Source organism: Nocardia sienata NBRC 100364 (genome assembly GCF_001613205.1).
In the GTDB taxonomy this organism is placed as follows: Bacteria; Actinomycetota; Actinomycetes; order Mycobacteriales; family Mycobacteriaceae; genus Nocardia; species Nocardia sienata.
Map to the genome: position 1 here is coordinate 343,206 of NZ_BDBX01000003.1, position 24,851 is coordinate 368,056.

Here is a 24,851-nt window from a genome sequence, read left to right on the forward strand (position 1 = left end):
AAGATGTGTCCGGTTGTGACACCGGGCCGCCGTGGGGATGCCATACTGCCTGGACACCTGTACGGAGTAGTGTTCGGCCGAGCGAAGCGAGCGAGAACAGGCGATGAGCGGAAACCAGACCCTGTGGGGACGCGGCGCCGTGGTCGTCGGCGCCACCAGCGGCATCGGCTACGCCGTCGCGCACGCACTGGCCGGGCACGGCGCCGGCGTGGTGGTCAACAGTCGCAACGTCGCCGCGGTCGAACGCACCGTGAATTCGCTGACCCTCGCCGGTCACCGCGCGGTCGGCGTCGCCGGCAGCGCCGCCGACGAATCCACCGCCACCGAACTCGTCGACGCCTGTATCCGTACCTTTGGTGCCGTCGACGTGCTCGTCAACTGCGCCGGAATCGCCGAACCGGCCGGCTCCTCGATCCTCGACGTCAGCACCCGCGACTGGCGTGCCCTCCTCGACTCCCACCTCACCACCACGTTCAACACCTGCCGCGCCGCCGCCCCGAGAATGGTCGCGCAGGGCCGCGGCAGCATCATCAACACCAGTTCCTTCGCCTACCTCGGCGACTACGGTGGCACCGGCTACGCCGCCGGGAAAGGCGCGGTCAACTCCCTCACTCTCGCCATCGCCGCCGAACTGGCCGAACACAAGGTGCGCGCCAATGTCGTATGCCCCGGCGCGAAAACCCGGCTCTCCAGCGGATTCGCCTACGAAGCCAAGATCATGGAACTCTACCGGCGCGGCATGCTCGACGAGATCAGCAAGAACGCCGCCCTCGACGCGCCACCCGCCGACTACGTCGCTCAGCTGTACCTGTACCTCGCGGGTGCGGCCGCCGAGCGGGTCACCGGCCAGATCTTCGTCGCCGCCGGCGGATTCGTCGGCCGCTACGACAGGACCACCCCCGGCATCCTCGGCTTCCGCGACCACAACGACACCCCGCCCTGGACCCAGGACGAACTACACCGCATGATCGGCGGCCGCGAACAGAGCAGGACGGTATGAGCGAATCCGGCCCGGACGCGGTAGCGGATCCCGGTCGCGCAGGGCCCCCGGCGGCCCCGGTCGGGCAACACCGGCCCGAGTTCCCCGAACTCGGTTGCTACGGCCTCGCCGGCCACGCCACCGACCCCCACATCCTGCTCGACGAAGCCCGCGCCGCCGAACGCCTCGGACTGGGTGCCATGTTCCTGTCCGAACGGTTCAACACCAAAGAAGCGTTCGCCCTCGCCGCCGCCGCGGGCGCGGTCACCACCGGCCTCGGCATCTGCACCGCCGCCACCAACCACAACACCCGCCACCCGCTGATCACCGCTTCCGCCGCGGTCACCCTGCACCGGCTCACCCGTGGCCGCTACAGCCTCGGCCTCGGACGCGGGTTCGGTGCCCTCTTCGACGTCATCGGCCTGCCCCGCATCACCTCCGCGCAGCTGCGCGACGCCGTCGAGCTCTACCGGCGCCTCTGGCGCGGCGATACCGTCGCGGGGCACGACGGACCGGCCGGGAAATACCCGGTCCTGCACCTCGACCCCACCTACGACGAAGCCATCCCGATCACGCTCACCGCGATCGGCGCCGATACCCTGCGCCTGGCCGGGCAGATCGCCGACGCCGTAGTACTGCACACCTTCTTCACCGACGACACCACCGCTCGCGCGGTGCGCGCCGTTCGCGGTGCCGCCGAAGCCGCCGGCCGCGACCCCACCGCCCTCCGTATCTGGTCGGTGCTGGCCGTGGTGGACGACACCCAGGGCGAGATTGCCCGGCTACGCAAACTCGTCGGCCGCCTCGGCACCTATCTGCAGGGGTACGGCGAGATCCTCGTCCAGGTCAACGGATGGGACGAGCGAGCGCTCGACGAATTCCGGACGCACCCTCTGGTCCTCGGTGCCGGCGGGGCGCTCGACGCAGTCGCCGACCCGGCGACCCTCGCGGCGATCGAAGACCTGATGCCCGCGGAATGGCTCACCGCCTCCGCCGGCGGCACCCCCGAACAGTGCGCTGCGCGAATCGCCGACCAGTTCGCGACCGGCGTCGACGGCGTCATCCTGCACGGGAATACCCCCACCGAACTCGTACCCACCCTCGATGCGTGGCGACGGCGCCGTGACCCGGCCCGCTTCGTGGAGCTGCCGTCCAACCCCGGCAGGAGCCGTCGATGACCATCCCCACCGGTATCGCCGACCTCACCGCCGAGTGGCTCACCGCCGTTCTCGGCCGTCCCGTCCACCACGTCACCGCCGAACCCGCGGGTACCGGCCAGATCGGCACCGTGTACCGGCTCCGGCTCACCGGCGACGCCGTCCCGGCCCGGCTACTGGCCAAACTCCCCGCCGCCGATCCCGGCGTACGCGGCATGCTGTCGGGAGTCTATCGGCAGGAAGTCCGGTTCTACACCGAGATCGCCCACACCGTCACCGTCCGCACACCGCACTGCCACCACGCAGAGATCCACGACGACGGCGCCGAATTCGTTCTACTGCTCGAAGATCTCGCCCCGGCCCGCCCCGGCGATCAGATCGGCGGCTGCCCGGTCGCGCATGCACACGCCGCGGTCGCCAACCTCGCCGGCCTGCACGCCCCCCGCTGGTGCGACGAAACCCTGCTCGAGATCGAAGGATTCAGCCGTAACGGTCCCGCCGAGGCCGAGATACTGCGGGAACTCTACGGCCCCGCCACCGATATCTTCCTCGACCGCCTCGGTGACCGGCTCGCCCCCGAAGACCACGACACCCTGCGCGCCTGCGGCACGGTGATCGCCGACTGGATGCTGGCCCGTCCCGAACGTTTCGCGCTCGTGCACGGCGACTACCGCCTCGACAACCTGCTGTTCGACGCCGGGGACCCCCCGGTGGTCACCGCCGTCGACTGGCAGACGGTGAACCTGGGCCTGCCGGCCCGCGATCTCGCCTACTTCATCGCCACCGGCCTCGACTCCGGGGTCCGGCGCGCCACCGAAGACGACCTCGTCGCCACCTACCATCAGCGGCTCACCGAACACGGGGTCAACGGTTATACGCTCGACGACTGCCGCCAGGACTACCGGTTCGCGACCCTGCAGGTTCCGCTGGTCGCGATCTTCGGCGCCGCGTACGGCACCCCCACCGAACGCGGTGACGCCATGTTCGCTGTGATGATCCGCCGCGGTTGTGCTGCCATCCGGGACCTCGATTCGCTGACCGCTCGGCCCGCGCCGATCCGGGCACACATCGATAAACGCTGACCCGGCTCCGTCTTCTGGGGGACCACACTCGTGTCGGTATCGTGCGAAGCGCAAACAAAACCGCAGTAATTCACATCCGGTCCCGTCGGGGCCGTGGGGGAGGGACTCGCTCATGTATCCGCACCAGCCGTATTCGCCGCAGCCGAGCCCGGGGGGACCGGCATATCCGGCCCCGCCCGCACCGGTGCCACTCGATGTCGCCTTCGTATCCGACAACACCACCACCGGCAAGCTCAGCCGCGTCACTGCCCTGATGACCTGGCGCCTACCGGCCATCTGGATCTTCCTCGCCATCCTGCCGGTCCTGGTCCTGGGCGGGGGCATCGCGAAATCGTTTTCTCGTGGCGCCGGCGAAGAGGTCGATTTCGGCGAGTTCTTCGGTGCCTTTTTCGTGGTTCTGGCTTTCGAACTGGTGGTATGCGTGCTCCTCACCGGCTGGGGGATGCTGCGTGGCAACGCCAATGTCCGCCGGTACACCCGGCCCGGCACCCTCATGGCGGCCCGTTACGGCCACGACGCCGTGCAACTGCGACTGCCGCAGACCGTGGAGATCCACCTTCCGTACGGCAACATCAAACGCCTCTGGGTCTTCCAGGAGGTGGTGTACCTGCGTAAGAGCGACGGCACCGGGTTGCCCGTGCCGCGGCAACTGGTCCCGGACCCGGCCCTGGCGCTGATGCGGACCGCCGGCGTGCGGTCGTGAGGTGAACAGCCGCTGCCGGCCCGGGCCGGCAGCGGAATAACCCCCCTGCCCCTGCCGTTCAGGTAGATGCAAACGCATAGAACCCTACGGTGGGAGTGACACACCATGCAGTTCGGAATCTTCTCGGTCAGCGATATCACCCGCGACCCCGTGACCGGCGTGACGCCCAGCGAGGCCGAACGGATCGACGCGATCGTGCAGATCGCGCGGAAAACCGAAGAGGTCGGCCTCGACGTCTTCGCCATCGGCGAGCATCACAACCCGCCGTTCTTCTCCTCCTCACCCACCACCCTGCTGGGCCATATCGCCGCCACCACCGAGCGACTGATCCTCACCACGGCGACCACTCTGATCACCACCAACGACCCGGTGAAGATCGCCGAGGACTACGCCATGCTGCAACACCTGTCCAGAGGTCGCATGGATCTCATGCTCGGCCGCGGCAACACCGGCCCCGTCTACCCCTGGTTCGGTAAGGACATCCGCGCGGGCCTGCCGCTGGCGTTGGAGAACTACAACCTCCTGCACCGGCTGTGGCGCGAGGACGTCGTCGACTGGGAAGGCACCTACCGCACCCCGCTGCAGGGCTTCACCGCCACCCCGCGCCCGCTCGACGGTGTGCCGCCGTTCGTCTGGCACGGCTCCATCCGCACCCCGGAAATCGCCGAACAGGCCGCCTACTACGGCAACGGTTTCTTCGCCAACCACATCTTCTGGCCGACCGCGCACTCACTGCAGCTCATCGAGTTCTACCGGCAGCGCTTCGAACACTACGGTCACGGCACCAAGAAGCAGGCCATCGTCGGACTCGGCGGACAGGCCTATATCGCCAAGAAATCCCAGGACGCCTGGAACGAATTCCGCCCCTACTTCAACGAGGCCCCCGTCTACGGTCACGGCCCCTCCCTGGAGGACTTCGCCGAAATGACTCCGCTGTCGGTCGGCAGCCCGCAGGAGGTCATCGACAAAACCCTCACCTTCCACGACACCTTCGGCGACTACCAGCGCCAGCTGTGGCTCATGGACCACGCCGGGCTGCCGCTGAAAACCGTGCTGAACCAGCTCGACCTGCTCGGCGAGGAAGTCGTGCCGGTACTGCGCAAGGAACTGGAGGCCCGCCGCGACCCCGAATCGGCCCCGGCGCCCACCCATCGGGCGCGCGTCGCCGCCGAATACGGCGACGCGCCCGCCCGGCAGGCCCGTCCCCACGCCAACCAGGGCGACAACCTGGCCGGCGCCAGCCCCTACCAGGACACCGCGAAGACCCTGGCCGACAAGTGACCAGAACCAGCGGACGGCTCGCCAACGACGCCTGGGAGGCAGTGCTCACCGCCCACGCCGTACTGATGAAACAGTTCGCGGCCCAAGACGTGTGGCACGGACTCACCATGCGCGAATACGACGTCCTCTACACGCTGTCCAAATGCCCCGAACCCATCCGCCCCGCCGAACTCAACCGGCACGTCCTGCTCACCCAGCCTGCACTGTCGCGGATGGTGGACCGGCTCGTCGACCGCGGCCTCGTGCAACGCACCCCCGACCCGCACGACGGCCGCGGGGTCCGGCTCTCGCTCACCGACGAGGGCCGGACCCGGCAGCGCCGCATCGGCGGCCGCCACGCCGTCGGCGTCGCCCGCGCCCTCACCGGCGCCCTCACCGACGACGAACTACGCACCCTCGAACAGCTCTGCGGCAAACTCGCCGACACCACGCAAAGGAACGAGATATGAACACCACCAACGGCCAGGGCACGACCCCCTACCGACTGGTCGTGGTCAGCGGCGGCACCAGCAACCCGTCCTCGACCCGCATGCTCGCCGACCGGGTCGCCGCCCGCGTCGGCACCCTCGCCGGCCGGCGCGGCGCCACCGCCACCGTGCACGTCATCGACCTCCGCGAACTCGCCACCGAGATCACCACCGCGCTGGTCTCCCAGCTCATGGGCCCCAAGATGACCGCCGCCATCGAAACACTCGCCGCCGCCGACGGCCTGATCGTCGCCGCCCCCGTCTACAAGGCCGCCCCCAGCGGACTACTCACCTCCTTCTTCCACGTCCTCGACAACGACCTGCTCATCGCCAAACCGGTGATCCTGGCCGCGACCGCCGGCAGCTCCCGGCACGCCCTGGTCGTCGACGAACAGATGCGCGCCCTGTTCGCCTTCCTGCGCACCATGACCGTGCCCACCTCCCTGTTCGCCGCCTCCGAAGACTGGAGCGACACCGACCTCGACAAACGCATCGACCGCGCCGCCCTCGAACTGGTGCTGCTGATGGAGAGCGGTTTCGCGCACAAGGTCAAAGACGAATCGTGGAACAGCTACCAGCACAGCTTCGGCAGCGCCGGCGGGAGCGTTACCGCCGTCGACCTCGACACCGACCTCATGAGGCTGGCAGCCGGTGGGAGTGCGGCCGTGAATACCCGCGCCTGACGGATGCGGCTTGTGTGTGTGGGGGGGATGTGTTGTTTGCTCTGCGGAGTGGATCGCCCGGCCGCGCGCCGTCGGACAGCCCTGCCTCGTAGGAGTTTCCGTTGTGCACGATCAACCCCCTGACCCATTCCGGGTGGCGCTCGGCGAGCCGGAGGCCGATCGGAGCGCCGAAGTCGAAGACATACATGGCGAAACGGCCCAGGCCGAGCTGCTGAGTACTCCCGATCAGTTGGCCGACTGGCTCCGGCAACAAGCCGATCGGCTGCCGGAAAACCCGCCGGAAAACCTGACCGCCGAGGCTCTGCGAGAGGTGCAGCAGGTCCGCGACCATATCTCCACGGTGCTCGAGGCGTTGCTGTCCCACCGCCCCCCGCCGGCCGCCGCCCTGGCCGAATCCGCCGTCGAACTGCTCTCCGATCCGGCGATCGCCCGCCTCAAACAATGCGAAGCCGACGACTGCGTCCTGCTGTTCATCCCCGCCGCCGCTGGTGCTCGCCACAACGCAGCGGCAACCGAGTCCGCGTAGCCCGCTACTACGACCGCCACCACCCGGCGAAGACCCCCGAGACCCGCGACGTCATGGGCTGAACCAGCGCGCCCGTACAACCCACGTCACCCCGGGGTCGGAGTCGGTCGGCACATCGTCGAGATGGCGGGACTCACGGGCTCATCTGCTGTCCGGAGATCGAGAGGATCGGATACCACCAGTCGTACGCTGTCGGTGACGTGCGCCGCCTGAATCACAACTCAGTCGGTTTTGCGTGCGGCGGTGACCGCGGGCACGATGGCCAGCGCCAGGATTCCGCCGCCGACGGCCAGCCGGGGATAGCCGGCAGCAGCGACGATCAGCCCTGAGGCCATGCCGCCGCCGGCGCCCGCGATGGCGATGCCGACGTCGACCAAACCTTGGGTTCTGGCGCGTGTAGCCGGCGGTACGGCGTCGGTGATTATCGCGGTGCCCGCGACGAGGCCGAAATTCCAGCCGAGACCGAGCAGTGCGAGGGCCACGGTCAACAGGACGACGGAGTCGCCGGGAGCGCAAGCAGCGACGATTCCGGCGCCGAGCAGGCCCGGTCCGGAGATGGCGGCGATGGTGAAGCGGCCATAGCGATCTACGAGCCAGCCCGTCAGCGGCGACGGCAAGTACATCGCACCGATGTGGATGGCGATGAGGAGGCCGACGGCGGCGGTGCTGTGGCCATTGCTGCGCATGTGCACGGGCGTCATGGTCATGATCGCGACCATCACGAACTGAGTGAGCACCATTACCAGCGCACCGACCAGTACGCCGGAGCCGCGTCTTTCGACCGGAGGGCGCGGCAGGCCGTCGGCATCATCGAGCTGTGCGCTGATGCTGTCGGTCTCGCGCGTTCGTGCGAGTAGTAGCGGGTCGGGGCGCAGCCAGATGGCAAGCACCACGGCTGCCAACGCGTATGCGCCGCCGGCCAGCAGGAACTGACCGGCCAGGTCGGGGATACCCAGTTCGTGTGCGAGGTCGCTGGTGGGTGCGGTGAGGTTGGGACCCACCACTCCGCCGAGTGTGGTGGCGACCAGCACGGTGGATACGGCACGGGCGCGGCGCTCGGGGCGAGCGAGATCAGCTCCGGCATACCGGGCTTGCAGATTGGTGGAGGTACCGGCGCCATAGACGAACAGGGCGGCGAACAGGAGGAACGGATTGTCCACGACCGCGGCGGCGACGACTCCGAGGCTGCCGAGGGCACCGGTGAGATACCCGGTGACCAGGCCGGGGCGGCGGCCGCGGGCTTGCGAGATCCGTCCGACGGCGGCGGCTGCCAGCACGGACCCCGCGGTCCCGAGCGCGCTGGGCAGACCGGCCAAGCCGGTTGAGCCGAGCATGTCCCGCGCGAGCAGTGCTCCTACGGTTACCCCCGCCGCCAGCCCCGCGCCGCTCAGCGCTTGGGCGGCGACCAGGACCACCAGGGTGCGGCGCTGCGCCCGGGCGCCGGGGAAATCATCGATCCGGGCAGGTACTGAGGTCGCCACGACAGAGTCAGCCCAGCTCGACCAGGTCGAGGCGGTCGCGGAGTCCGGCAGCAGTGAAAGCCTCGATCAATTCGGCACGGCCTTCGGTGAAATGGGCCCACCCCTCGTAGTGCACGGGAATCACACGACGCGCGCCGAGGAGCTCGGCGGCCTCGGCGGCCTGGGTACTGTCGAGGACGATCGGCGCACCGTCGAAGAGAACAGAGAAGCGAGGCGCGCCGGCGAAGAGGATGGCGGTGTCCACCGGTGCGAAACGCTCGGCGATCTCCTCGACCGCGTTGAGCGAGGCATTGTCGCCGCTGACATAGACGGTGGGCAAGCCCTTCCCGGTCAGTACGAATCCGACGACCTGGCCGGTGATCTGTTCGACCTCTTCGCGTGCGCCCGGTCCGTGGATGGCAGGCGCGCCCGTCACGGTAATGGTGCCACCACCAGGGCGATTAAGCGTGATCGACTCCCAGTCGACCAGCCCTGTCGCCCCGTCCCCGAGGCGTTGTCCGCCATTCGGTGTGGTGAGGGTGAGCGGCACATCGGCGAGCATGGCGCGACCGGCGTCGTCGAGGTTGTCGGGGTGCTCATCGTGGGAGAGCAGAACCACATCGATGCGGCCGAGATCGGCCGGCGCTGCGGCGGCCGGCGCGGTTTTGGTCAGCGAGCCGCCGGGCTGCTGGTAGTCGCGGGGTGCGTCGAAGGTCGGGTCGGTGAGGAACCTCAGTCCGCCGTATTCGAAGAGGGCGGTCGGGCCGCCGAATACACGAACGCGGATGTGTGGATCGGCTGTGCCTGCGGAAGTCACTGAAACCCCTAACGGATGAAACTCGATTTATCCGTGAGAAACGGTAAGCCGTTCTCACGGATAAAAGCAAGTCGTACCATGAGAGGCGTGAGCATCGCACGAGAGACCTCGACCACTGGGTTGTCTGGGTTGCCACCCGCACCGGGAGCCGAGCAGTACCTCGCGCTGGACTTCGCCGACAGCGCCTATGTACTGCCCGGTGGACACCTCATCGATCTGCTCGGCACCCCCCAATCGACGAATCGATGGCTCGCCGATCGCGGCCTCGCTCCTGCCGATGCCGGCGTACAGGAGATGTGCGCAACGCAGCTGCGCGTGCTGCGCGAACACGTCAGGGCATTGTTCGCCGCCCGCGTCGAGCGGCATCCGGTATTGCCCGCAGCGCTGTCCGCCGTGAACGACGCGCTGAGCCGGACCCCAACCGCCGCCCTGCTGCAATGGGATGAGACGAACGGCCCCTACCGTGCCGCGCTGTGTCCGCCCAACGAGATCCTCGACCGCGCGCTCGCGACACTCGCCGAAGATACGGCGGATCTACTCACCGGCTCCGACGCCGACTTCCTCACAACCTGCGACTCCGACCCGTGCAACCGGTACCTGATCTGCCGCGGCCGCCGCCGCTGGTGCTCGACGCGCTGCGGCGACCGCGCTCGCGCGGCTCGCGCCTACGCGCGCGCGAAGTCCAAGGCCGGCTGACCACGGCGCATCTCGCACACGACCCCCGTACCACTGACCGCCAACGCCTTCGTGGGCGAGACCGGTCGAAGTACTCGGTCCAGGACCGGCCTCCGAATGACCCGCTCGACCAACGCGGGCAGCCATATCCGCCCGAAATTCGGCCGCTGCCACGGCTGCCCCGCGCCTACTCCCGCGCGTGTTAGTTTGCTGCGGTGACCGCACCCGCCGAAACCATCGACCAGGTCACGCGATATCTCGACCTCGCCGGCGTCTTCGCCTGCGCGATGCTCGGCGGCGCTGTGTCCCGTACCGAGAAACTCGACCTGTTCGGGTTCCTCGTCGTCGGTATCGTCTCCGGCCTCGGCGGCGGCATCATCCGCGACACCCTGCTCCAGCAAGGCCCCCCGGTAGCGCTCACCGACTACGCCTACCTGCCCACCGCCGTAGGCGGCACGCTCATCTCGTTCCTAATCCATCTGAGCGAACACGCCTGGGATCGCCTCTTCACCGCACTCGACGCCGCCGTCATCGGATTCTGGGCGGTCACCGGCGCACAGAAAACCCTCGCCGCCGGCCTCGGCTGGCTCCCCGCCGTACTGCTCGGCATCACCACCGCCGTCGGCGGCGGCGCCACCCGCGACGTCCTCCTGCGACGGGTCCCGGCCGTCTTCGGCGGCAACGGTCTCTACGCCACCGTCGCCGCCGTGGTCGCCGGCACCATGGTCGTCTGCACCTACCTCGGCGCGCCCGCGATCGGGATCGTCGCCGGCATCGTCTTCTCACTCGCTCTCCGACTCGCCGCTGTCCGCTACGGCTGGGGCCTGCCCAACGGCCTGGACTGGCAGCCACACACCCGCCTGGCCGCCGCCGTCCGCGGCGTCCGCACCACCCGTCGCGGCCGTACCCGCGACCCCGGCACCGAAGACAGCAGCTGACACCGACCCCGAGCAGAGAGGCACTACCGATGAATCGTGACGCCGCCACTGTTCTGACCGGCCTGGACGCCGCCCGCGAGGAGATCGAGAACCACTACCGCGACCTGCACGCCCACCCCGAGCTCGGTATGAGCGAACACCGCACCGCCGCGCTCGCCGCCACCGCGCTGCGCGGCTACGGCTACGACGTCACCACCGGCATCGCCGGCACCGGAGTCACCGGCGTCCTCCGCAACGGCCCCGGCCCCACCGTGCTGCTGCGCGCCGATATGGACGCCCTCCCGGTGAAAGAAGCCACCGGCCTGCCCTACGCCTCCACCGCCACCGTCGACCGCAACGGCGTCCCGCAACCGGTCATGCACGCATGCGGACACGACGTCCACGTCGCCTGCCTCCTCGGATCCGCCCGCCTGCTGGCCGCGGCCAGGCAGGCCTGGCACGGCACGCTCATCGCACTGTTCCAGCCCTCGGAAGAAAACGGTGACGGCGCCCGCGCCCTGGTCGCCGACGGACTCACCGGCAAGATCCCCGCCCCCGACGTCGTCCTCGGCCAGCACGTCCTGCCCTATCCCGCGGGCTCCGTCGGCACCTGCCCCGGACCGTTCCTGTCCGCCGCCGACAGCCTCCGCGTCACCCTGCACGGCCGGGGAGCCCACGGCTCCCAACCCCAGGCCGCCGTCGACCCGGTCGTCATGGCGGCGATGTGCGTGCTGCGCCTGCAGACCGTGGTATCCCGGGAGATCGCGCCCACCACCCGCGCGGTCGTCACCGTCGGCAGTATCCACGCCGGCACCGGACCCAACCTCATCCCCGACGACGCCGTACTCGAAATCAATATCCGCACCTACGAGCCGGAAGTCCGCGAGCACGTCCTCAACGCCATCGAACGGATCGTGCGCGCCGAAGCCACCGGAGCCGGCGCCCCACGCGAACCCGACTTCGAGCCGATCACGACGTTCCCGCCCACCATCAACGACCCCGAAACCACCCGCCGGGTCGCCGCAGCCTTCACCACCGCCTTCGGCGACGCCGCCCACACCATCGAGCCCCAGACCGCCAGCGAGGACATCAGCGAAATACCCGCCGCGTTCGGCGTCCCATTCACCTACTGGGGGCTCGGCGGCACCGACCCGGCCGCCTTCGCCGAAGCCGTCGAAAAAGGCACCCTCTTCCAGGACATCCCGGTCAACCACAGCTCCCGCTTCGCGCCCGTACTGCAACCCACCCTCGACACCGGAGTCACCGCGCTCATCGTCGCCGCGCTCGCCTGGCTCGGCACAACGGACGACGCCGGCAACCCACCACCGGGAACTGGGCAACCCGAGCACGATATGGGACGATCGGCCACGTGACCAGCAGACCCACCGCGGAGCAACACCTCCGCGACCTCGCGCTGTTACGCCGCGTCCGCGACCGGATGGACCGCGAATACGCGCAACCACTCGACGTCGAGGCGCTCGCCCGGGGCGTCAACATGTCCGCCGGACACCTCAGCCGCCAGTTCCGCCTCGCCTACGGCGAATCCCCGTACGGATACCTGATGACCCGCCGCATCGAACGCGCGATGGCCCTGCTACGCCGCGGCGACCTCACCGTCACCGAAGTCTGCTTCGCCGTCGGCTGCTCCTCACTGGGCACCTTCAGCACCCGCTTCACCGAACTCGTCGGCATGCCGCCCAGCGCCTACCGGCGGCAACAAGCCGACGCCACCGCCGGCATCCCGTCGTGCACCGCCAAACAGGTGACCAGACCGATCAGGAATCGAGAAGCCCCGGTGACCACCCCACAGTTAGCGTGATCGGCATGGACATCACCATTCACGCCAGCTACCTGCCCCAGGACGATCCCGAAGCCGCCATCGGGTTCTACCGCGACACCCTCGGCTTCGAGATCCGCAACGATGTCGGCTACAACGGCCTGCGCTGGATCACCGTCGGCCCCGTCGGCCAACCCGGAACCTCCATCGTCCTGCACCCACCGGCCGCCGACCCCGGCATCACCGACGAAGAACGCGCGACCATCGCCGAAATGATGGCCAAGGGCACCTACGCCGGAATCAATCTCGCCACCGAAGACCTCGACGGCACCTTCGAACGCCTGCAGGCCGGGGACGTGGAAGTGGTCCAGGAACCGACCGAACAGCCCTACGGCATCCGCGACTGCGCCGTCCGCGACCCCGCGGGCAATATGATCCGCATCCAGCAACTGCGCTGACCGCAAACCCACCCACCGATCCGGCATGCACACCGGCCCGCCCACCGGACGGGCCGGTCGGTAACACTCGACCGCCAGGAACCGAACAGGCCGATGTCGACGACCGCGACCGCACCACAGGGAGACAGATGACCACCGCCACGAAGACCGGAACACGGACGTCCGCGACGCATCCCGCCGACAGCCACGACCTCATCCGGGTACAGGGCGCGCGCGTCAACAACCTCAAAGACGTCAGCGTGGAGATCCCGAAACGGCGGCTCACCGTATTCACCGGCGTCTCCGGTTCCGGCAAGAGCTCCCTGGTCTTCGCCACCATCGCCGCCGAATCCCAGCGGATGATCAACGAAACCTACAGCGCCTTCGTCCAAGGTTTCATGCCCACCCTGTCCCGGCCCGACGTCGACCTGCTCGAAGGCCTCACCACCGCCATCATCGTCGACCAGGAACGCATGGGCTCCAATCCCCGCTCCACCGTCGGCACCGCCACCGACGCCAACGCCATGCTGCGCATTCTGTTCAGCCGGCTCGGCGACCCGCATATCGGCTCACCCAACGCATACTCCTTCAATATGCCGTCGGTGACCGCCAGCGGTGCCATCACCGTGCAGAAAGGCGCCAAAACGGTCGCCGAAAAAGCCACCTTCAGCCGCCTCGGCGGCATGTGCCCCCGCTGCGAAGGCATGGGCTCGGTCACCGACTTCGACCTCACCGCCCTCTACGACGACAGCCTCTCTCTCAACGAAGGCGCCCTCACCATCCCCGGCTACAGCATGGACGGCTGGTACGGCCGCATCTTCCGCGGCTGCGGCTACTTCGACCCCGACAAGCCCATCAAGAAGTTCACCAAGAAACAACTGCACGACCTGCTCTACAAAGAGCCCACCAGGATCAAGGTCGAAGGCATCAACGTCACCTACGAAGGCCTCATCCCGCGCATCCAGAAATCCTTCCTGTCCAAAGACGTCGACGCGATGCAACCCCACATCCGGGCCTTCGTCGAACGCGCCGTCACCTTCACCACCTGCCCCGAATGCGGCGGCACCCGCCTCACCAAGGAAGCCCTCGCCTCCAAGATCAACGGCAAGAACATCGCCGACCTGTGCGCCATGCAGATCAGCGACCTCGCCGACTGGGTCCGCGAACTCGACGAACCCTCGGTCGCCCCACTCCTCAAAGGCCTGCAGCACCTGCTCGACTCGTTCACCGATATCGGGCTCGGCTACCTCTCCCTGGAACGCCCCTCCGGCACCCTGTCCGGGGGAGAGGCCCAGCGCACCAAGATGATCCGCCACCTCGGCTCCTCGCTCACCGACGTCACCTACGTCTTCGACGAACCCACCATCGGCCTGCACCCGCACGACATCCAGCGGATGAACGACCTGCTGCGCCAACTCCGCGACAAGGGCAATACCGTCCTGGTCGTCGAACACAAACCCGAAGCCATCGAAATCGCCGACCACATCGTCGATATCGGTCCCCGCGCCGGCAGCGAGGGGGGCGAAATCGTCTTCGAAGGCACCGTCGACGGACTCCGCGCCAGCGACACCCTCACCGGACGCCACCTCGACGACCGCGCCGCTCTCAAGAAATCCGTGCGCACCCCCTCGGGTGCCCTCGAAGTCCGCGGCGCCGACTCCCACAACCTGCGCAATATCGACGTCGACATCCCACTCGGCGCCCTCGTCGTCGTCACCGGCGTGGCCGGCTCCGGCAAGAGCTCCCTCATCACCGGCTCGGTCTCCGGGCGCGACGGCGTCGTCACCATCGACCAGGGCGCCATCCGCGGCTCCCGCCGCAGCAATCCGGCCACCTACACCGGCCTCCTCGACCCCATCCGCAAAGCCTTCGCCAAAGCCAACGGCGTCAAACCCGCCCTGTTCAGCTCCAACTCCGAAGGCGCCTGCCCCACCTGCAACGGCGCCGGCCTGATCTACACCGACCTCGGCGTCATGGCCACCGTCGAATCCACCTGCGAGGAATGCGAAGGCAAACGCTTCCAGGCCGCGGTCCTCGAATACACCCTCGGCGGCCGCAATATCGCCGAAGTACTCGATATGTCGGTGGCCGAAGCCGAAGAGTTCTTCGGCTCCGGCGACGCCCGCCTCCCCGCCGCCCACAAGATCCTCGACCGGCTCGCCGACGTCGGACTCGGCTACCTGCGCCTCGGCCAGCAACTCACCACCCTGTCCGGCGGCGAACGCCAGCGCATCAAACTCGCCACCCAGATGGCCGAGAAAGGCGGAATCTACATCCTCGACGAACCCACCACCGGCCTGCACCTCGCGGATGTGGAACAGCTGCTCGGACTACTCGACCGGCTCGTCGACTCCGGTAAATCGGTCATCGTCATCGAACACCACCAGGCCGTGATGGCCCACGCCGACTGGATCATCGACCTCGGTCCCGGCGCCGGACACGACGGCGGCCGCATCGTCTTCGAAGGCACCCCCGCCGATCTGGTCGCCGCCCGATCCACCCTCACCGGCCAACACCTCGCCGCCTACGTCGGCGCCTGACGCCGAGATCAGCGCACGAACGTACCGCACCCCTCGGAGTCGTAGAACTCCAGCCACAACCGGTCCCCGTCGAACCGGGCCTGCGAGATACTGCCCGGATTCGCGCTCTCGCCCACCGGGGAGAAGACGAACGTGTCACCGTCGCGATGCCGCAGCGGCATCGCGACGTGGCGCGGCCCCATCGTCAACAGCAGCGCGTCACCGTCCACCGCCACCGACGCCGGACCGAAGTAGTCGTTGCCGTACTCACCCGCATAATCCTGCAGCGGTCGCGCCGGCACCGGATTCGGCGGCGGCTGAGCCCCGACCAACTCGCCGACCGGTGCGTTCAACTGCTCGAACGCCTTCGAATAGAGCTCCCACCAGTTCTGCCGCACCTCACCGAACTGCACCAGATCGGCGAACTCGGCGTTCAATGTCTCCGGCACCCCGATCGGCGCGGCATTGGTCAGCGTCACGATGCCCACGTTCGCCGACGGGATCATCGTCATCGCGGTCGCCGCACCCTGATCGAATGCCCCCGAATGACTCAGCACCACCCGGCCCGCCGCCGAATTCCCCACATTGAAACCGAACCCGTACTGACCCGCCCGAGCATCCGGCTCGGCCGGTGGAGACGACACCGACTGCGGGGTCAACGCCGGCAGCAGCGCCTCGGGCGCCACCACCTGCTCACCGCCGTGCTTCCCGTTCGCCAGCACCATCATCATCCATTGCGCCAGATCCGTTACCGACGAACTGACGCCTCCGGCGGGGGACTGGGCATCCGGCTGCCGTCCCGGCTGCGCCGGACGGTATTCGCCGTCCACGAGCACATGCCCGGAGGCGCGGTCGCGCGCCGCGACGAAATCGGCGTACCGGGAACTGGTCGAAGACATACCCAGCGGACGATAGATGCTCTGCTCCGACAGCGCCGACCAGCGTTGCTTCGACGCATCGGCGACCGCGATCGCCGCCGCGGTGAGCCCGAAATTGGTGTACGCGTAGGAATCGCGGAACGGCGTCAACGGCAACATCCGCAATCGCTGCAGAATCGTGGTCCGATCGAACCCCAGATCCTCCAGCTTGTCCCCGGCGTGTTCGGGCAACCCCGAACGGTGCGCATACAGGTCGCCGATGGTCACATGGTCGCTCACATACGGGTCCTGCAACGCGAACCACGGCGCGGGTTCACGGACCGGCGTATCCCACTTCGCCACTCCCTGCTGAACCTGACGCGCGACCACCGTGGCCCCCACCGGCTTGGACAGCGACGCCAACTGGAACACCGTCTCCGGATTCACCGGCTGCCGTCCGTCGACGTCCCGCACTCCGAAACCCTTCTGGAACACCACCTCGCCGTCGTAGACGACAGCGACCGCCATCCCCGGAATATCGGTGTCGCGCAGCAACTCCTCGGCACGATATTCGAGCGTGCCCAGAATATGGTCCACGCGTCCGCCGGGTATGGCGACTCCGGCCGCCTGATCGGGCCGCGGGTCCGAGGGAGAGGGCGCGACCGCCCCCGGTACCGGCGTCGGTTCCCGGTCCCCGCACCCCGACACAAGTCCTGCGGCGGTCACCGCCGAGACACAGAGAACTACCAGCCGACGTCTGCGCATAGCTCGCCTCCGGGGGTCGTCGCTGATACGAGCCCAGTCCGTCCCGAGCCTAGCTCTCGTCCACCCCCACACCCGGTACGTGGCAGGCTGTGTTTCCGGCCGGACGCGGGGGAGAACAGGGGAGGGGCGCCTTGGTGGGATCGAGAGCGCAGCGAGCTTGCAGCCGGGACCCTCTCCGCCGTAGCGCCGGGATGACGTCGGCGAACTTGTAGACAGGGTCCCCAATCCGGGCGGCCAGGCTGGCAAAACAATAGTCTTACTACGATATGCGCATCCAACTATGTAATTATCTTGCTACCTCGTGCCAATCGGCGAACCAAAAAGAACAAAGGAAAAGGCTACATATACAAAGGGGCTGCCTATGGGTCATCGAATCGGAGATGGACGAGGGGAGGGGCAAGCTCTTCCTCCATCCCGGAGGATTCGTTCGCGGAACTTCGAAGCGAGATGGAAGGCGGAGCCGGCGGTATCGCCGGCTCCGGACTCGAACCCCGAAGATCGCAGCCGATGAGTCGCGTGTCAGCAACAACCCACCCCGACCGCCGCAATACGTCATGTGACGAATTATCGAGTGGGTCCGTCAATCCATCGCCGCGATACAAATCAACAACATGGGCAGGGAAAAAGATCGGCACTCACCGCATACGGCGAGTGCGTCGTGACTATTTGCTGCGGCCAAGTGACAGGGCTGCGATCATCACAGCGCGCGACGGCAGGCCACGCCGTCGAGCTCGCCTGCTTAGGAACGCCGATAATCTACATTATGTCAACTAGAGGAGCGGCCTCGCCTCCCCGGCTATCGAAGCGCCCCCGGGCGCTCGCTTCGAGCTGATCACGAGCGCTCGGCCTCAACGGTCCACGGCCAGGCGGGGGCTTTCAGATATCGACGCGGCCCACCTGCCCGTGACCCGCCCGGCGTCGATCACGCGGATCGACCGATCAACGGTGTATGCCGAGTTCACTGAAATCCACAAACAATACCGATCGTTTGGTCTGCCAATACTTCTAGCGAATTCACAGACAGGCGAGATGTCTCGTCGTGTCGGAGTATGGCCTGGTCAGCCGACTATCCGTGGAATGCCAGGTCATAGGCCTAGACCAATTGTTGTGTTCGTTCACTATGCGTGTGCAGACCGATTGTGAGACAATACTTTTCGTGCCCCGGTCGATCAATAGCAACTGCGTGGCAACGATAATGCCACAATTCGAAGCGACCGCAACATCAGCTCGGCGATACGGCCAGGCACACGAGCCCGCCGCCCCGAATCGACTACCCACCAACCACTCCGGATGGTCCGGTTGCGGCCGTTGGAACTTCCCTCTGCCTACCGCTATTCGCGAGGCGACCGGATTTCGCGCGCGCCCAGTAACGGGCTGCAGTGCGCGGCCGCCATCGGTCGGTCCGCGGCACGAAGCTCCACGCGGTGAAGGTGGGGCGAATTGATCTGTTGACAGGTGATCCGTCCGGCTCCTCGGCTCCGGTCCCGGCGGCGTCCGCGTGACAGTGCGATGGCCGCCCGGTTCGTTCGCGTCGAGGTCCGGAGGCGATGACCCAGCATGCCCACCGGTGAACGATGGCCGTTGGGACGGAATCTAGTAGGAGGCGGTTATGGCTACCGACGCGTACGTGGACCAGGCTTCGCTGGCCGAGGTCATTCGGCACGGCAGTCCGGAGTTTCATCAGCAGCTGCAGAAGATCCTGAGCAACCCGGACTACGCCGTCACGGAGCAGCAGAGCCAGGAGCAGCGGCGTCTCAACGCCTACGATCAGTTGGGCGACCTCGTCCGGCAGATCGGCGCCCGTGCTGTCGCGACCGACCTCCCCAAGCTGTTCGCGGTGTTCGATCAATGCGCGGTGCTGGCGACGGACCTGATTCCATTGATCTCCGGCCATTACAACCTGGCCACGGGGAGCTTGGCCACGCTCACCGACTCCGATTCGGCCGCGCCGTATCTGCTGGATCTCGACGATGGCACCGCTGTCGGCGTCATCCTGCTGACCGAGTACGAGTGCGGCTCCAATATCCAGTTCATGCGGACCACCGCGACCTGGGACGGCGACGGGTTCGTGCTCAATACGCCTGATCCGAAAGCCCGCAAATTCATGCCCAGCGTCGGGATTCCGGTGTCCCGGGTCTGCGTCGTCGGTGCCCGGCTCGTCGACTCGGCAGGTGCCGATCAGGGCGTCCACCTGTTCACCGCACGTCTGCGCGATGCCGATGGCGCCCCGGCTGCCGGTGTGACGATCACTCAGCTCGGTCATCAGCCGCTGGTGATCATGGATAACTCGGTGATCAGCTTCGACAACCTGCGGGTCGACCGCGATGCCTGGCTGAGCAACGACCTCGCCACCATCGACGAGCACGGCGTACTGACCTGGCGCGACGAGGCTAGCCGTAAGCGCGCGTTCGCTTCGGCGAGTAGTCAGCTGACCGTCGGACGTCTGGCGCTGTCCTCGTGCTTGAACGCCGAGGCCCGGGCCTCCCTTTACATCGCCCTGAACTATGCGAGCAAGCGAGTGGTGCCGATGACGCCCACCGACAAGCCGACCATGCTCGACATCCCCCACGTGCGTGACACACTGCTCACCGACCTGGCCGGCACCGTCGCCCGCACCCTCTATGGCAACGCGGTGAAGACCTCGCTTGTGGGTGCAGATCTCACCGCTCGCGAGCCTGTGGTGGCGGTCATGCTGGCCAAGGACTTCATCCAGCGGCACGCGCTGGAGACGGTCACCGACTGCCGCGTGAAGATGGCTGCCCAGGGTATGTTCAGCGCCAACCGGGTCGCCGGCTACCTGGGGGTCTGTCACGCCGCGATGACCGGTGAGGGCGATGTCTCCGTCATGGGGTCGGTCGCAGGTCGGGTGCTGGCCAAACAGCTGGCGGGCACACCGCCGCCCGAACCCGTCCTCCACGATCCCGCCGATCCGGCGGACCGGGCCCGCTTGCTCAGTGCCCGGACACTGACGATCTCCCAGGAAGCACAGCCACACCTGGGTGTCCCCACACTGGAAGCCCGGCTCGAGGTGATTCCGGATGCGCTTGAACTCGCTGAGGCATACTCCGCCGAACAAGCCCTGCTGGCGCTCGAAGAGCATGCCGGTCATCCTGAGATAGCGGCGGTACGGGACGTTTTCGCGCTGGACCAGCTCCACCGGCACGCGTCGTGGTACCTCACCCACGGACTGCTCGATCTGGATGCGGTGAAAGCGATCAAGCAGCAGCTTCGCGGCGGACTGCTCTACGAGGCCATCGACGTACTCGCCGGTCATCTGCCTGCCCTGCTGGCTGCTTTCGAGTTCGACGATGAGGTGCTCGGCGCACCGGTACTGGCCGATGATCTGGCCGCGGCGTGGGAGGCCCGCTGCCGTGATGACCGGCTCCGGCGCTGATCCTGCCAGGACGGACCTGTCGAGGGGCTGCTGCTCGGCGAGATCCTGACGGTCGCTCCTGTGGGGTGTGGCCTGCGCTACCCGCTTGACGCCCCAGCGTCCGGCTGCGCGGGCTCCATACCTGCACTCCTGTGCAGGGCGGGTGGCCGTGGGATCGGACCCGTCTTGGTCGAGCGGTCTGGGCCGTGGATTCGGTGTCGCTGTCTGTGCGGGCGCCCGTGCGTGGTGCCTGCGCAGACAGATTTCGGCCTCGATCTTTCTCAGGGGTGACGTGTCGGCTCGATCGGAGGTGACCGGGGCTCCGCAGCGGCCCCCGCCTCCGCGGCGTAACCAAGCCATAGGCCACCGCGATCCAGGCGTGGCGAACTTACAGAAAGCGCGTTCTACCGTGCGGATCCCATGCTGACTGGATTGGCCCAACCAGCCAGGGAAGTCCTATTCACAGGCCAGACCGTTGGGGCGGTGGCTGGTCCGGGATGCCGTTGTGGACCGTCTGTGGCACAATATGTTTCGTGTATCGGTCTGCCAGCGGCAACTGGGTGGCAACGGGGTTGCTGCCGGATGACGCACCGGCGCAGGTACTGTACGGGCACGCACCGATGGCCCCGATGACCAAATTTGGTCAGGGAGAGCATTCGAGGCGCGTGCGGTTTCCAGGCATGGTGTGCGCTCGGGGATTCCGAGGAGCAGGGCCCCTGGAGTGTACATCGGGCGAGTCGAGCGTCGAACCGCGTCGGCCGGGCCGCCGAACGAAGCCTCATGTGAGGGTGCGTGGTGCATTGACTTCTTGAAGGTGGTCGTTCGGCATCTACGCACTATGTTTCCAGCTCGCTCTACCGCGTGAGATATTCGCGGCCGTGGCCATGCTGGGTGCTTTCACGCTGACGACGACCTCCGTATGCCCGGCGGCCGATGGTCAGCTGCCGGGGCTTGGAAATAGGCAGGAGGCATTATGGTTTCGCATGGGTTCCCGGGTCAGTTTGCGAGCCTGTTGTTCGGAGATCGGCGTAGCGATGCGCAGGACTACAACAGGATTTTCGGCGGGTCCGACTTCGACCAGGATTGGTGGGAGGCCACGAAGGACCCCGGGAAGCGGGCCTACGAGCGGTACCTGCGCCTGTTGCCCCAACTCTCGGCCACCGACACTATCTCTGATATTCGCCGCCTCGTTGCCCTGCACGAGCGGGCCACGGTCGTCGACCCGCACCTCGGTGCGTTGCTGACCGTCCAGGTCAATCTCGTTCTCGGCACCCTGTTGGAGCAGAAGGCTCCCGGCGAGGAGGTCAAAGCCTGTCTCGAGGACTTGCTGGCCGGTCGCGCGGTGGGCGCCTACGTGCTGACCGAGGCCGGTCATGGCAGCGACCTGCCGAACCTGGAGCTCACGGCCACCTACGATCCCTCCGACGGCGGCGGATTCATCATCCATACGCCGACCGATGCGGCAGTGAACTACATGCCGACCACCGCGCCGCCGCCTGTGCCGGGGATCTCGAGGTTCGGGATCGTGTTCGCCCGCCTCGTCATCGATGGTGAGGGCCGCGGCAACTACCCCTTCCTCGTACGGCTGGTGGACGCGGACGGAACGGTCCGCCCGGGTATCACGATCCGTCGTCTGCCCGACAAGACCCTGGGCATGGACAACTCGATCACCCGTTTCGACAATGTGCGGGTGTCGAAGGACTGCCTGCTGTCGCACACCGGGACCCGTATCGACGAGAACGGACAGCTGGTCGAACCGATCCCCGCAGACAATCAGGTCTGGCGGGCGATCAGCCGGGTACGTGTGGGCCGGCTGGCGATCTCCGCGATGTCGGCGGCGGTCTCTCAGGGCGCGCTGTCAATCGCCCTTCAGCATGCCGGACAACGCGATATCGCCAGCCTGGACCACGATGCCCCGCGGCTTCGGCTCTTGGAGGTCCCCGCGCACCGAGATCGGCTCATCGATGCCATGGCAGACACTTATGTCGCGACTACGGCAGTGGAGATCGCACTCGCAGCGTTTGTCGCGGCCGCCGAGTCCGGCGCAGACGAGCAGGCGCCGGAGCTGACCGACCTGGTATCGCTGACCAAGTACCTTACGACTTCGACGGCTCTGAAAGTCACCAGCGAAGTGCGGGACCGGATGGGCGCCCAAGGGGTGTTCGACCACAACCTGGTGGTGGTCTACCGCGCGTTGCGTGATGCTGCGGCGACGGCGGAGGGCGACTCCTACGTCATTGCGCTGCAGGCCGCGTATCGATATCTTCGGACCTCGGTCAGCGAGTGGACCCCCGAGTCCTGGGACGAAGTGCTCTGCGATGTCGACACCCCGAAGAACTGGATCGCCTGGCTGGATGCACGGGCGCGCTTCCTGCAGCACCGGATGGTGGAAGCCTACGCCGGCGCCGAGGGGTCCCGGCAGGCGCGGTGGGATAAGACGTACAAACTTGCGCTGGCTGCGGCCGAAGCGCGTACCGTGCACCGGGCCGTCGAAGCTCTTGCCCAGCGTGCCCGGCAACTTCCTGCCGAGCCGCGGGAAGTGATATCGCAGATCATCACTCTGTTCGCCATCGGCCAGTACGAGGTTCACGGAACCGACCTGCTCCCGGACGGTCCGGCGCCGAAGACGGCGAAGCCGCTGGTGGAGCTGCGGCAGCAGCTTCACGAGTCCCTGGCTGTGCACCTGCCGGATCTGGCGGGTGCGTTCGAGCTGCCACCGGAGCTGTTGCGGACAGCCTTCAGCGGCGACTTCGTTGCACAGCACGCTGGTGCCTTGACAGGCGTCGCCGATCCGGCTGCCTCATAGCCCTACACCGTCGGCTTCCGGGTCGGCTTCGGGTTGACGCCGACGGCGTCAACCCGAAGCCGACCCGGTTTTCAGAATCGACCGGCCGGAGCAGGCACGGGCGCGAAACGCCGGACCGGTTCGAACACGACAGGCAGCTCGGCCAGTGAGCGATGGAATGGCCCCGGCCGGTAGCCCAAGTCATCGGCCGGGCGAGCCAGCCCGATATCGGGCAGCTTGTCGAGGAGCTGATCAATCGCGTTTTTCGCCACCGCGTATGCGACCTGCTGAGCTGGGCAGGCGTGCGGGCCGGTGCCCCATGCCAAATGCGAACGATTGTCCGTGAACTCGCCGGCGATCTCCGGGTCGTTGTTACACGCCGACAGGCTGGTGACGACTGGTTGGTGTGCGGGCAACCAGACCTCGTCGATGAGGATGGGTTGCGGTGGATAGGTGATGAGGAAATTCGCCAGCGGCGGGTCCTTGAACAGCAGCTCGTTGAGCGCGTCAGTCGTCGTCAGCGCGTTGTCTCCGTGGAACCGATCGTCCCTCATGATCAGCAGCAGAGTATTGCCGATCAGGTTGGCCAACGGTTCGATCCCCGCGCCGTAGATAGTGACCAGCTGATGCACGAGCTCCTCGGGGCTCAGGCCGGCCTCATGGCGAATCAGTCTCGTGGTGACGTCGTCGCCGGGCTCCTCCTGCTTCAGACGAATCAGATCCGACAGCGCGTTGACGAACAGCGCGTTGCCTTTGCCGCTCGGATCGCCTTCGAACATCAGCGCCATGCCCTGTTTGACGCGGTCGCCGAGGTCCGTGGGGCAACCGACCATTCGGTTGAGGTAGGCGAAGGTGACAGGAACAGCGTACTGATTGACCAGGTCGGCGGATCCGAGCTCGCAGAACTCGTTGACTGCCCGGAGAGCGATGTCCTCGATCTCTTCGTGCAGGTTGTACAGGTTGATTCTGTCGATGCTGGCCACGCTGGCGTCGCGGTAGCGCCGGTGTTCTGCGCCTGCGCTACGAAGAGCATTCGGGCGATACTGCATCATCGACTTCACCGGGCACGAATCGGGGATGTCTCGCTCCCATGTTCGCGGATCGGCCGGAAAATGGGCGGCATCGTTGCCGATGTGCACCGCTGTGCGATAGCCGATCACGAGCGTGGCCGGGACACCGGGCGACACTTCCACCGGTGCCAAGGAAGGGTGAACGCGACGCATCTCCCGATAGGCGTCGTGCGGGCGGTTCGCGAAATCTTTCTCCCACATCGGGAAACGTGGCGGGACAGATCGTGGCGGTTGTGGAGCTGCGTGCCGGGGTTGCCGATACGGTGGTTCGAAAGGCGTGGTCAATGGGTGACTCCCAAATGCGTAACAGGAATACGAACATGCTGATTTGCCGGGGAACCGACTGCGCCGGCCGAGAGCAACATAGGGACACGTCAGCAAACGGTATGGACCGTATATCCCTACACCTGCGCGACCGGAGTGCGGCAGGAGCGCAGCTCGCTACGGAAACCGAGAGGATCCCGATGGAGTGACGACGCCTGCGTTCCTACGCGGTGAGATAAATGTCAACGCCGAGCCCG

General features: G+C 67.0%; 20 protein-coding genes and 1 pseudogene. 17 read left to right on the plus strand and 4 right to left on the minus strand.

The annotated features are described in order from the left end of the window. Window positions 1-103: 103 nt before the first annotated feature. From NS4_RS02615 to NS4_RS33810, 9 genes and pseudogenes are all read left to right on the plus strand, one after another. A complete protein-coding gene (locus NS4_RS02615; protein ID WP_063057813.1) occupies window positions 104-1,000 on the plus strand; it encodes an SDR family NAD(P)-dependent oxidoreductase in 897 nt (298 codons plus the stop codon). Further along, a complete protein-coding gene (locus NS4_RS02620) occupies window positions 997-2,157 on the plus strand; it encodes a TIGR03857 family LLM class F420-dependent oxidoreductase (RefSeq protein WP_084486554.1) in 1,161 nt (386 codons plus the stop codon). The genes NS4_RS02615 and NS4_RS02620 overlap by 4 nt, the downstream gene beginning before the upstream one ends. Further along, window positions 2,154-3,218, plus strand: coding sequence for a phosphotransferase (locus tag NS4_RS02625; protein WP_063057814.1), 1,065 nt, complete (start codon window positions 2,154-2,156; stop codon window positions 3,216-3,218). Before NS4_RS02620 ends, NS4_RS02625 begins: the two co-directional genes overlap by 4 nt. A 112-nt stretch (window positions 3,219-3,330) precedes the next feature. Further along, window positions 3,331-3,921, plus strand: a complete 591-nt coding sequence (locus NS4_RS02630; RefSeq protein WP_063057815.1) for a hypothetical protein — start codon at window positions 3,331-3,333, stop codon at window positions 3,919-3,921. A gap of 105 nt (window positions 3,922-4,026) precedes the next feature. Beyond that, complete coding sequence (locus NS4_RS02635; protein WP_063057816.1) at window positions 4,027-5,202, plus strand: LLM class flavin-dependent oxidoreductase; 1,176 nt, start codon at window positions 4,027-4,029, stop codon at window positions 5,200-5,202. Beyond that, window positions 5,199-5,651 (plus strand): MarR family winged helix-turn-helix transcriptional regulator, encoded by a 453-nt coding sequence (locus NS4_RS02640; RefSeq protein ID WP_063057817.1) that lies wholly within the window; start codon window positions 5,199-5,201, stop codon window positions 5,649-5,651. The genes NS4_RS02635 and NS4_RS02640 overlap by 4 nt, the downstream gene beginning before the upstream one ends. Beyond that, on the plus strand, window positions 5,648-6,352 hold the full coding sequence (locus tag NS4_RS02645) for a CE1759 family FMN reductase (RefSeq protein WP_063057818.1): 705 nt from the start codon (window positions 5,648-5,650) through the stop codon (window positions 6,350-6,352). The genes NS4_RS02640 and NS4_RS02645 overlap by 4 nt, the downstream gene beginning before the upstream one ends. A 133-nt stretch (window positions 6,353-6,485) precedes the next feature. Next, window positions 6,486-6,734: pseudogene (locus NS4_RS33805) on the plus strand (ABATE domain-containing protein); the annotation flags it as partial. Window positions 6,735-6,793: 59 nt separating this feature from the next. Next, complete coding sequence (locus NS4_RS33810) at window positions 6,794-6,940, plus strand: CGNR zinc finger domain-containing protein (RefSeq protein ID WP_369690195.1); 147 nt, start codon at window positions 6,794-6,796, stop codon at window positions 6,938-6,940. A 159-nt stretch (window positions 6,941-7,099) separates the two neighbouring features. Here NS4_RS33810 and NS4_RS02655 read toward each other — a convergent pair whose 3' ends face one another. Both NS4_RS02655 and NS4_RS02660 read right to left on the minus strand, forming a co-directional pair. Next, window positions 7,100-8,359, minus strand: a complete 1,260-nt coding sequence (locus NS4_RS02655; RefSeq protein ID WP_063057820.1) for an MFS transporter — start codon at window positions 8,357-8,359, stop codon at window positions 7,100-7,102. Window positions 8,360-8,366: 7 nt separating this feature from the next. Beyond that, a complete protein-coding gene (locus tag NS4_RS02660; protein ID WP_063057821.1) occupies window positions 8,367-9,155 on the minus strand; it encodes an MBL fold metallo-hydrolase in 789 nt (262 codons plus the stop codon). Window positions 9,156-9,242: 87 nt separating this feature from the next. Between NS4_RS02660 and NS4_RS02665 the strand changes: the two genes are divergently transcribed. From NS4_RS02665 to NS4_RS02690, 6 genes are all read left to right on the plus strand, one after another. Beyond that, window positions 9,243-9,851, plus strand: a complete 609-nt coding sequence (locus NS4_RS02665; RefSeq protein ID WP_218020287.1) for a CGNR zinc finger domain-containing protein — start codon at window positions 9,243-9,245, stop codon at window positions 9,849-9,851. A gap of 194 nt (window positions 9,852-10,045) precedes the next feature. Next, window positions 10,046-10,768, plus strand: a complete 723-nt coding sequence (locus tag NS4_RS02670; protein ID WP_063057823.1) for a trimeric intracellular cation channel family protein — start codon at window positions 10,046-10,048, stop codon at window positions 10,766-10,768. A gap of 29 nt (window positions 10,769-10,797) precedes the next feature. Then, on the plus strand, window positions 10,798-12,120 hold the full coding sequence (locus NS4_RS02675; RefSeq protein WP_063057824.1) for an amidohydrolase: 1,323 nt from the start codon (window positions 10,798-10,800) through the stop codon (window positions 12,118-12,120). After that, window positions 12,117-12,566 carry a helix-turn-helix transcriptional regulator gene (locus tag NS4_RS02680; protein WP_063057825.1) on the plus strand — a complete coding sequence of 150 codons (450 nt, stop codon included), beginning with the start codon at window positions 12,117-12,119 and terminating at the stop codon, window positions 12,564-12,566. Before NS4_RS02675 ends, NS4_RS02680 begins: the two co-directional genes overlap by 4 nt. Window positions 12,567-12,571: 5 nt before the next feature. Further along, a complete protein-coding gene (locus NS4_RS02685) occupies window positions 12,572-12,982 on the plus strand; it encodes a VOC family protein (RefSeq protein ID WP_063057934.1) in 411 nt (136 codons plus the stop codon). Between the two features lie 128 nt (window positions 12,983-13,110). Continuing rightward, a complete protein-coding gene (locus NS4_RS02690) occupies window positions 13,111-15,501 on the plus strand; it encodes an ATP-binding cassette domain-containing protein (protein WP_063057826.1) in 2,391 nt (796 codons plus the stop codon). Between the two features lie 8 nt (window positions 15,502-15,509). On the opposite strand, the gene NS4_RS02695 is transcribed toward NS4_RS02690, so the two are convergent. After that, on the minus strand, window positions 15,510-17,102 hold the full coding sequence (locus NS4_RS02695) for a serine hydrolase (RefSeq protein WP_063057827.1): 1,593 nt from the start codon (window positions 17,100-17,102) through the stop codon (window positions 15,510-15,512). A 1,609-nt stretch (window positions 17,103-18,711) separates the two neighbouring features. Here NS4_RS02695 and NS4_RS02700 point away from each other — a divergent pair. Together NS4_RS02700 and NS4_RS02705 are read left to right on the plus strand one after the other, a co-directional pair. After that, window positions 18,712-20,496, plus strand: coding sequence for an acyl-CoA dehydrogenase family protein (locus NS4_RS02700; RefSeq protein ID WP_063057828.1), 1,785 nt, complete (start codon window positions 18,712-18,714; stop codon window positions 20,494-20,496). Window positions 20,497-21,448: 952 nt separating this feature from the next. After that, the gene (locus tag NS4_RS02705) at window positions 21,449-23,281 is read left to right on the plus strand and encodes an acyl-CoA dehydrogenase family protein (protein WP_084486556.1); all 1,833 of its coding nucleotides are present in this window, start codon (window positions 21,449-21,451) and stop codon (window positions 23,279-23,281) included. A 71-nt stretch (window positions 23,282-23,352) separates the two neighbouring features. Here NS4_RS02705 and NS4_RS02710 read toward each other — a convergent pair whose 3' ends face one another. Continuing rightward, a complete protein-coding gene (locus NS4_RS02710) occupies window positions 23,353-24,531 on the minus strand; it encodes a cytochrome P450 family protein (protein WP_063057830.1) in 1,179 nt (392 codons plus the stop codon). Window positions 24,532-24,851: the final 320 nt, after the last annotated feature.

Excerpts from the sequence above, each read along its gene's own strand:
- NS4_RS02685 (WP_063057934.1), top strand. The coding sequence starts at position 12,572 with ATGGACATCACCATTCACGCCAGCTACCTGCCCCAGGACGATCCCGAA.
- NS4_RS02690 (WP_063057826.1), top strand. The coding sequence starts at position 13,111 with ATGACCACCGCCACGAAGACCGGAACACGGACGTCCGCGACGCATCCC.
- NS4_RS02645 (WP_063057818.1), top strand. The coding sequence starts at position 5,648 with ATGAACACCACCAACGGCCAGGGCACGACCCCCTACCGACTGGTCGTG.
- NS4_RS02625 (WP_063057814.1), top strand. The coding sequence starts at position 2,154 with ATGACCATCCCCACCGGTATCGCCGACCTCACCGCCGAGTGGCTCACC.
- NS4_RS02710 (WP_063057830.1), bottom strand. The coding sequence starts at position 24,531 with ATGTGGGAGAAAGATTTCGCGAACCGCCCGCACGACGCCTATCGGGAG.
- NS4_RS02700 (WP_063057828.1), top strand. The coding sequence starts at position 18,712 with ATGGCTACCGACGCGTACGTGGACCAGGCTTCGCTGGCCGAGGTCATT.
- NS4_RS02615 (WP_063057813.1), top strand. The coding sequence starts at position 104 with ATGAGCGGAAACCAGACCCTGTGGGGACGCGGCGCCGTGGTCGTCGGC.
- NS4_RS02620 (WP_084486554.1), top strand. The coding sequence starts at position 997 with ATGAGCGAATCCGGCCCGGACGCGGTAGCGGATCCCGGTCGCGCAGGG.
- NS4_RS02635 (WP_063057816.1), top strand. The coding sequence starts at position 4,027 with ATGCAGTTCGGAATCTTCTCGGTCAGCGATATCACCCGCGACCCCGTG.
- NS4_RS02695 (WP_063057827.1), bottom strand. The coding sequence starts at position 17,102 with ATGCGCAGACGTCGGCTGGTAGTTCTCTGTGTCTCGGCGGTGACCGCC.
- NS4_RS02630 (WP_063057815.1), top strand. The coding sequence starts at position 3,331 with ATGTATCCGCACCAGCCGTATTCGCCGCAGCCGAGCCCGGGGGGACCG.
- NS4_RS33810 (WP_369690195.1), top strand. The coding sequence starts at position 6,794 with ATGCGAAGCCGACGACTGCGTCCTGCTGTTCATCCCCGCCGCCGCTGG.
- NS4_RS02705 (WP_084486556.1), top strand. The coding sequence starts at position 21,449 with ATGGTTTCGCATGGGTTCCCGGGTCAGTTTGCGAGCCTGTTGTTCGGA.
- NS4_RS02675 (WP_063057824.1), top strand. The coding sequence starts at position 10,798 with ATGAATCGTGACGCCGCCACTGTTCTGACCGGCCTGGACGCCGCCCGC.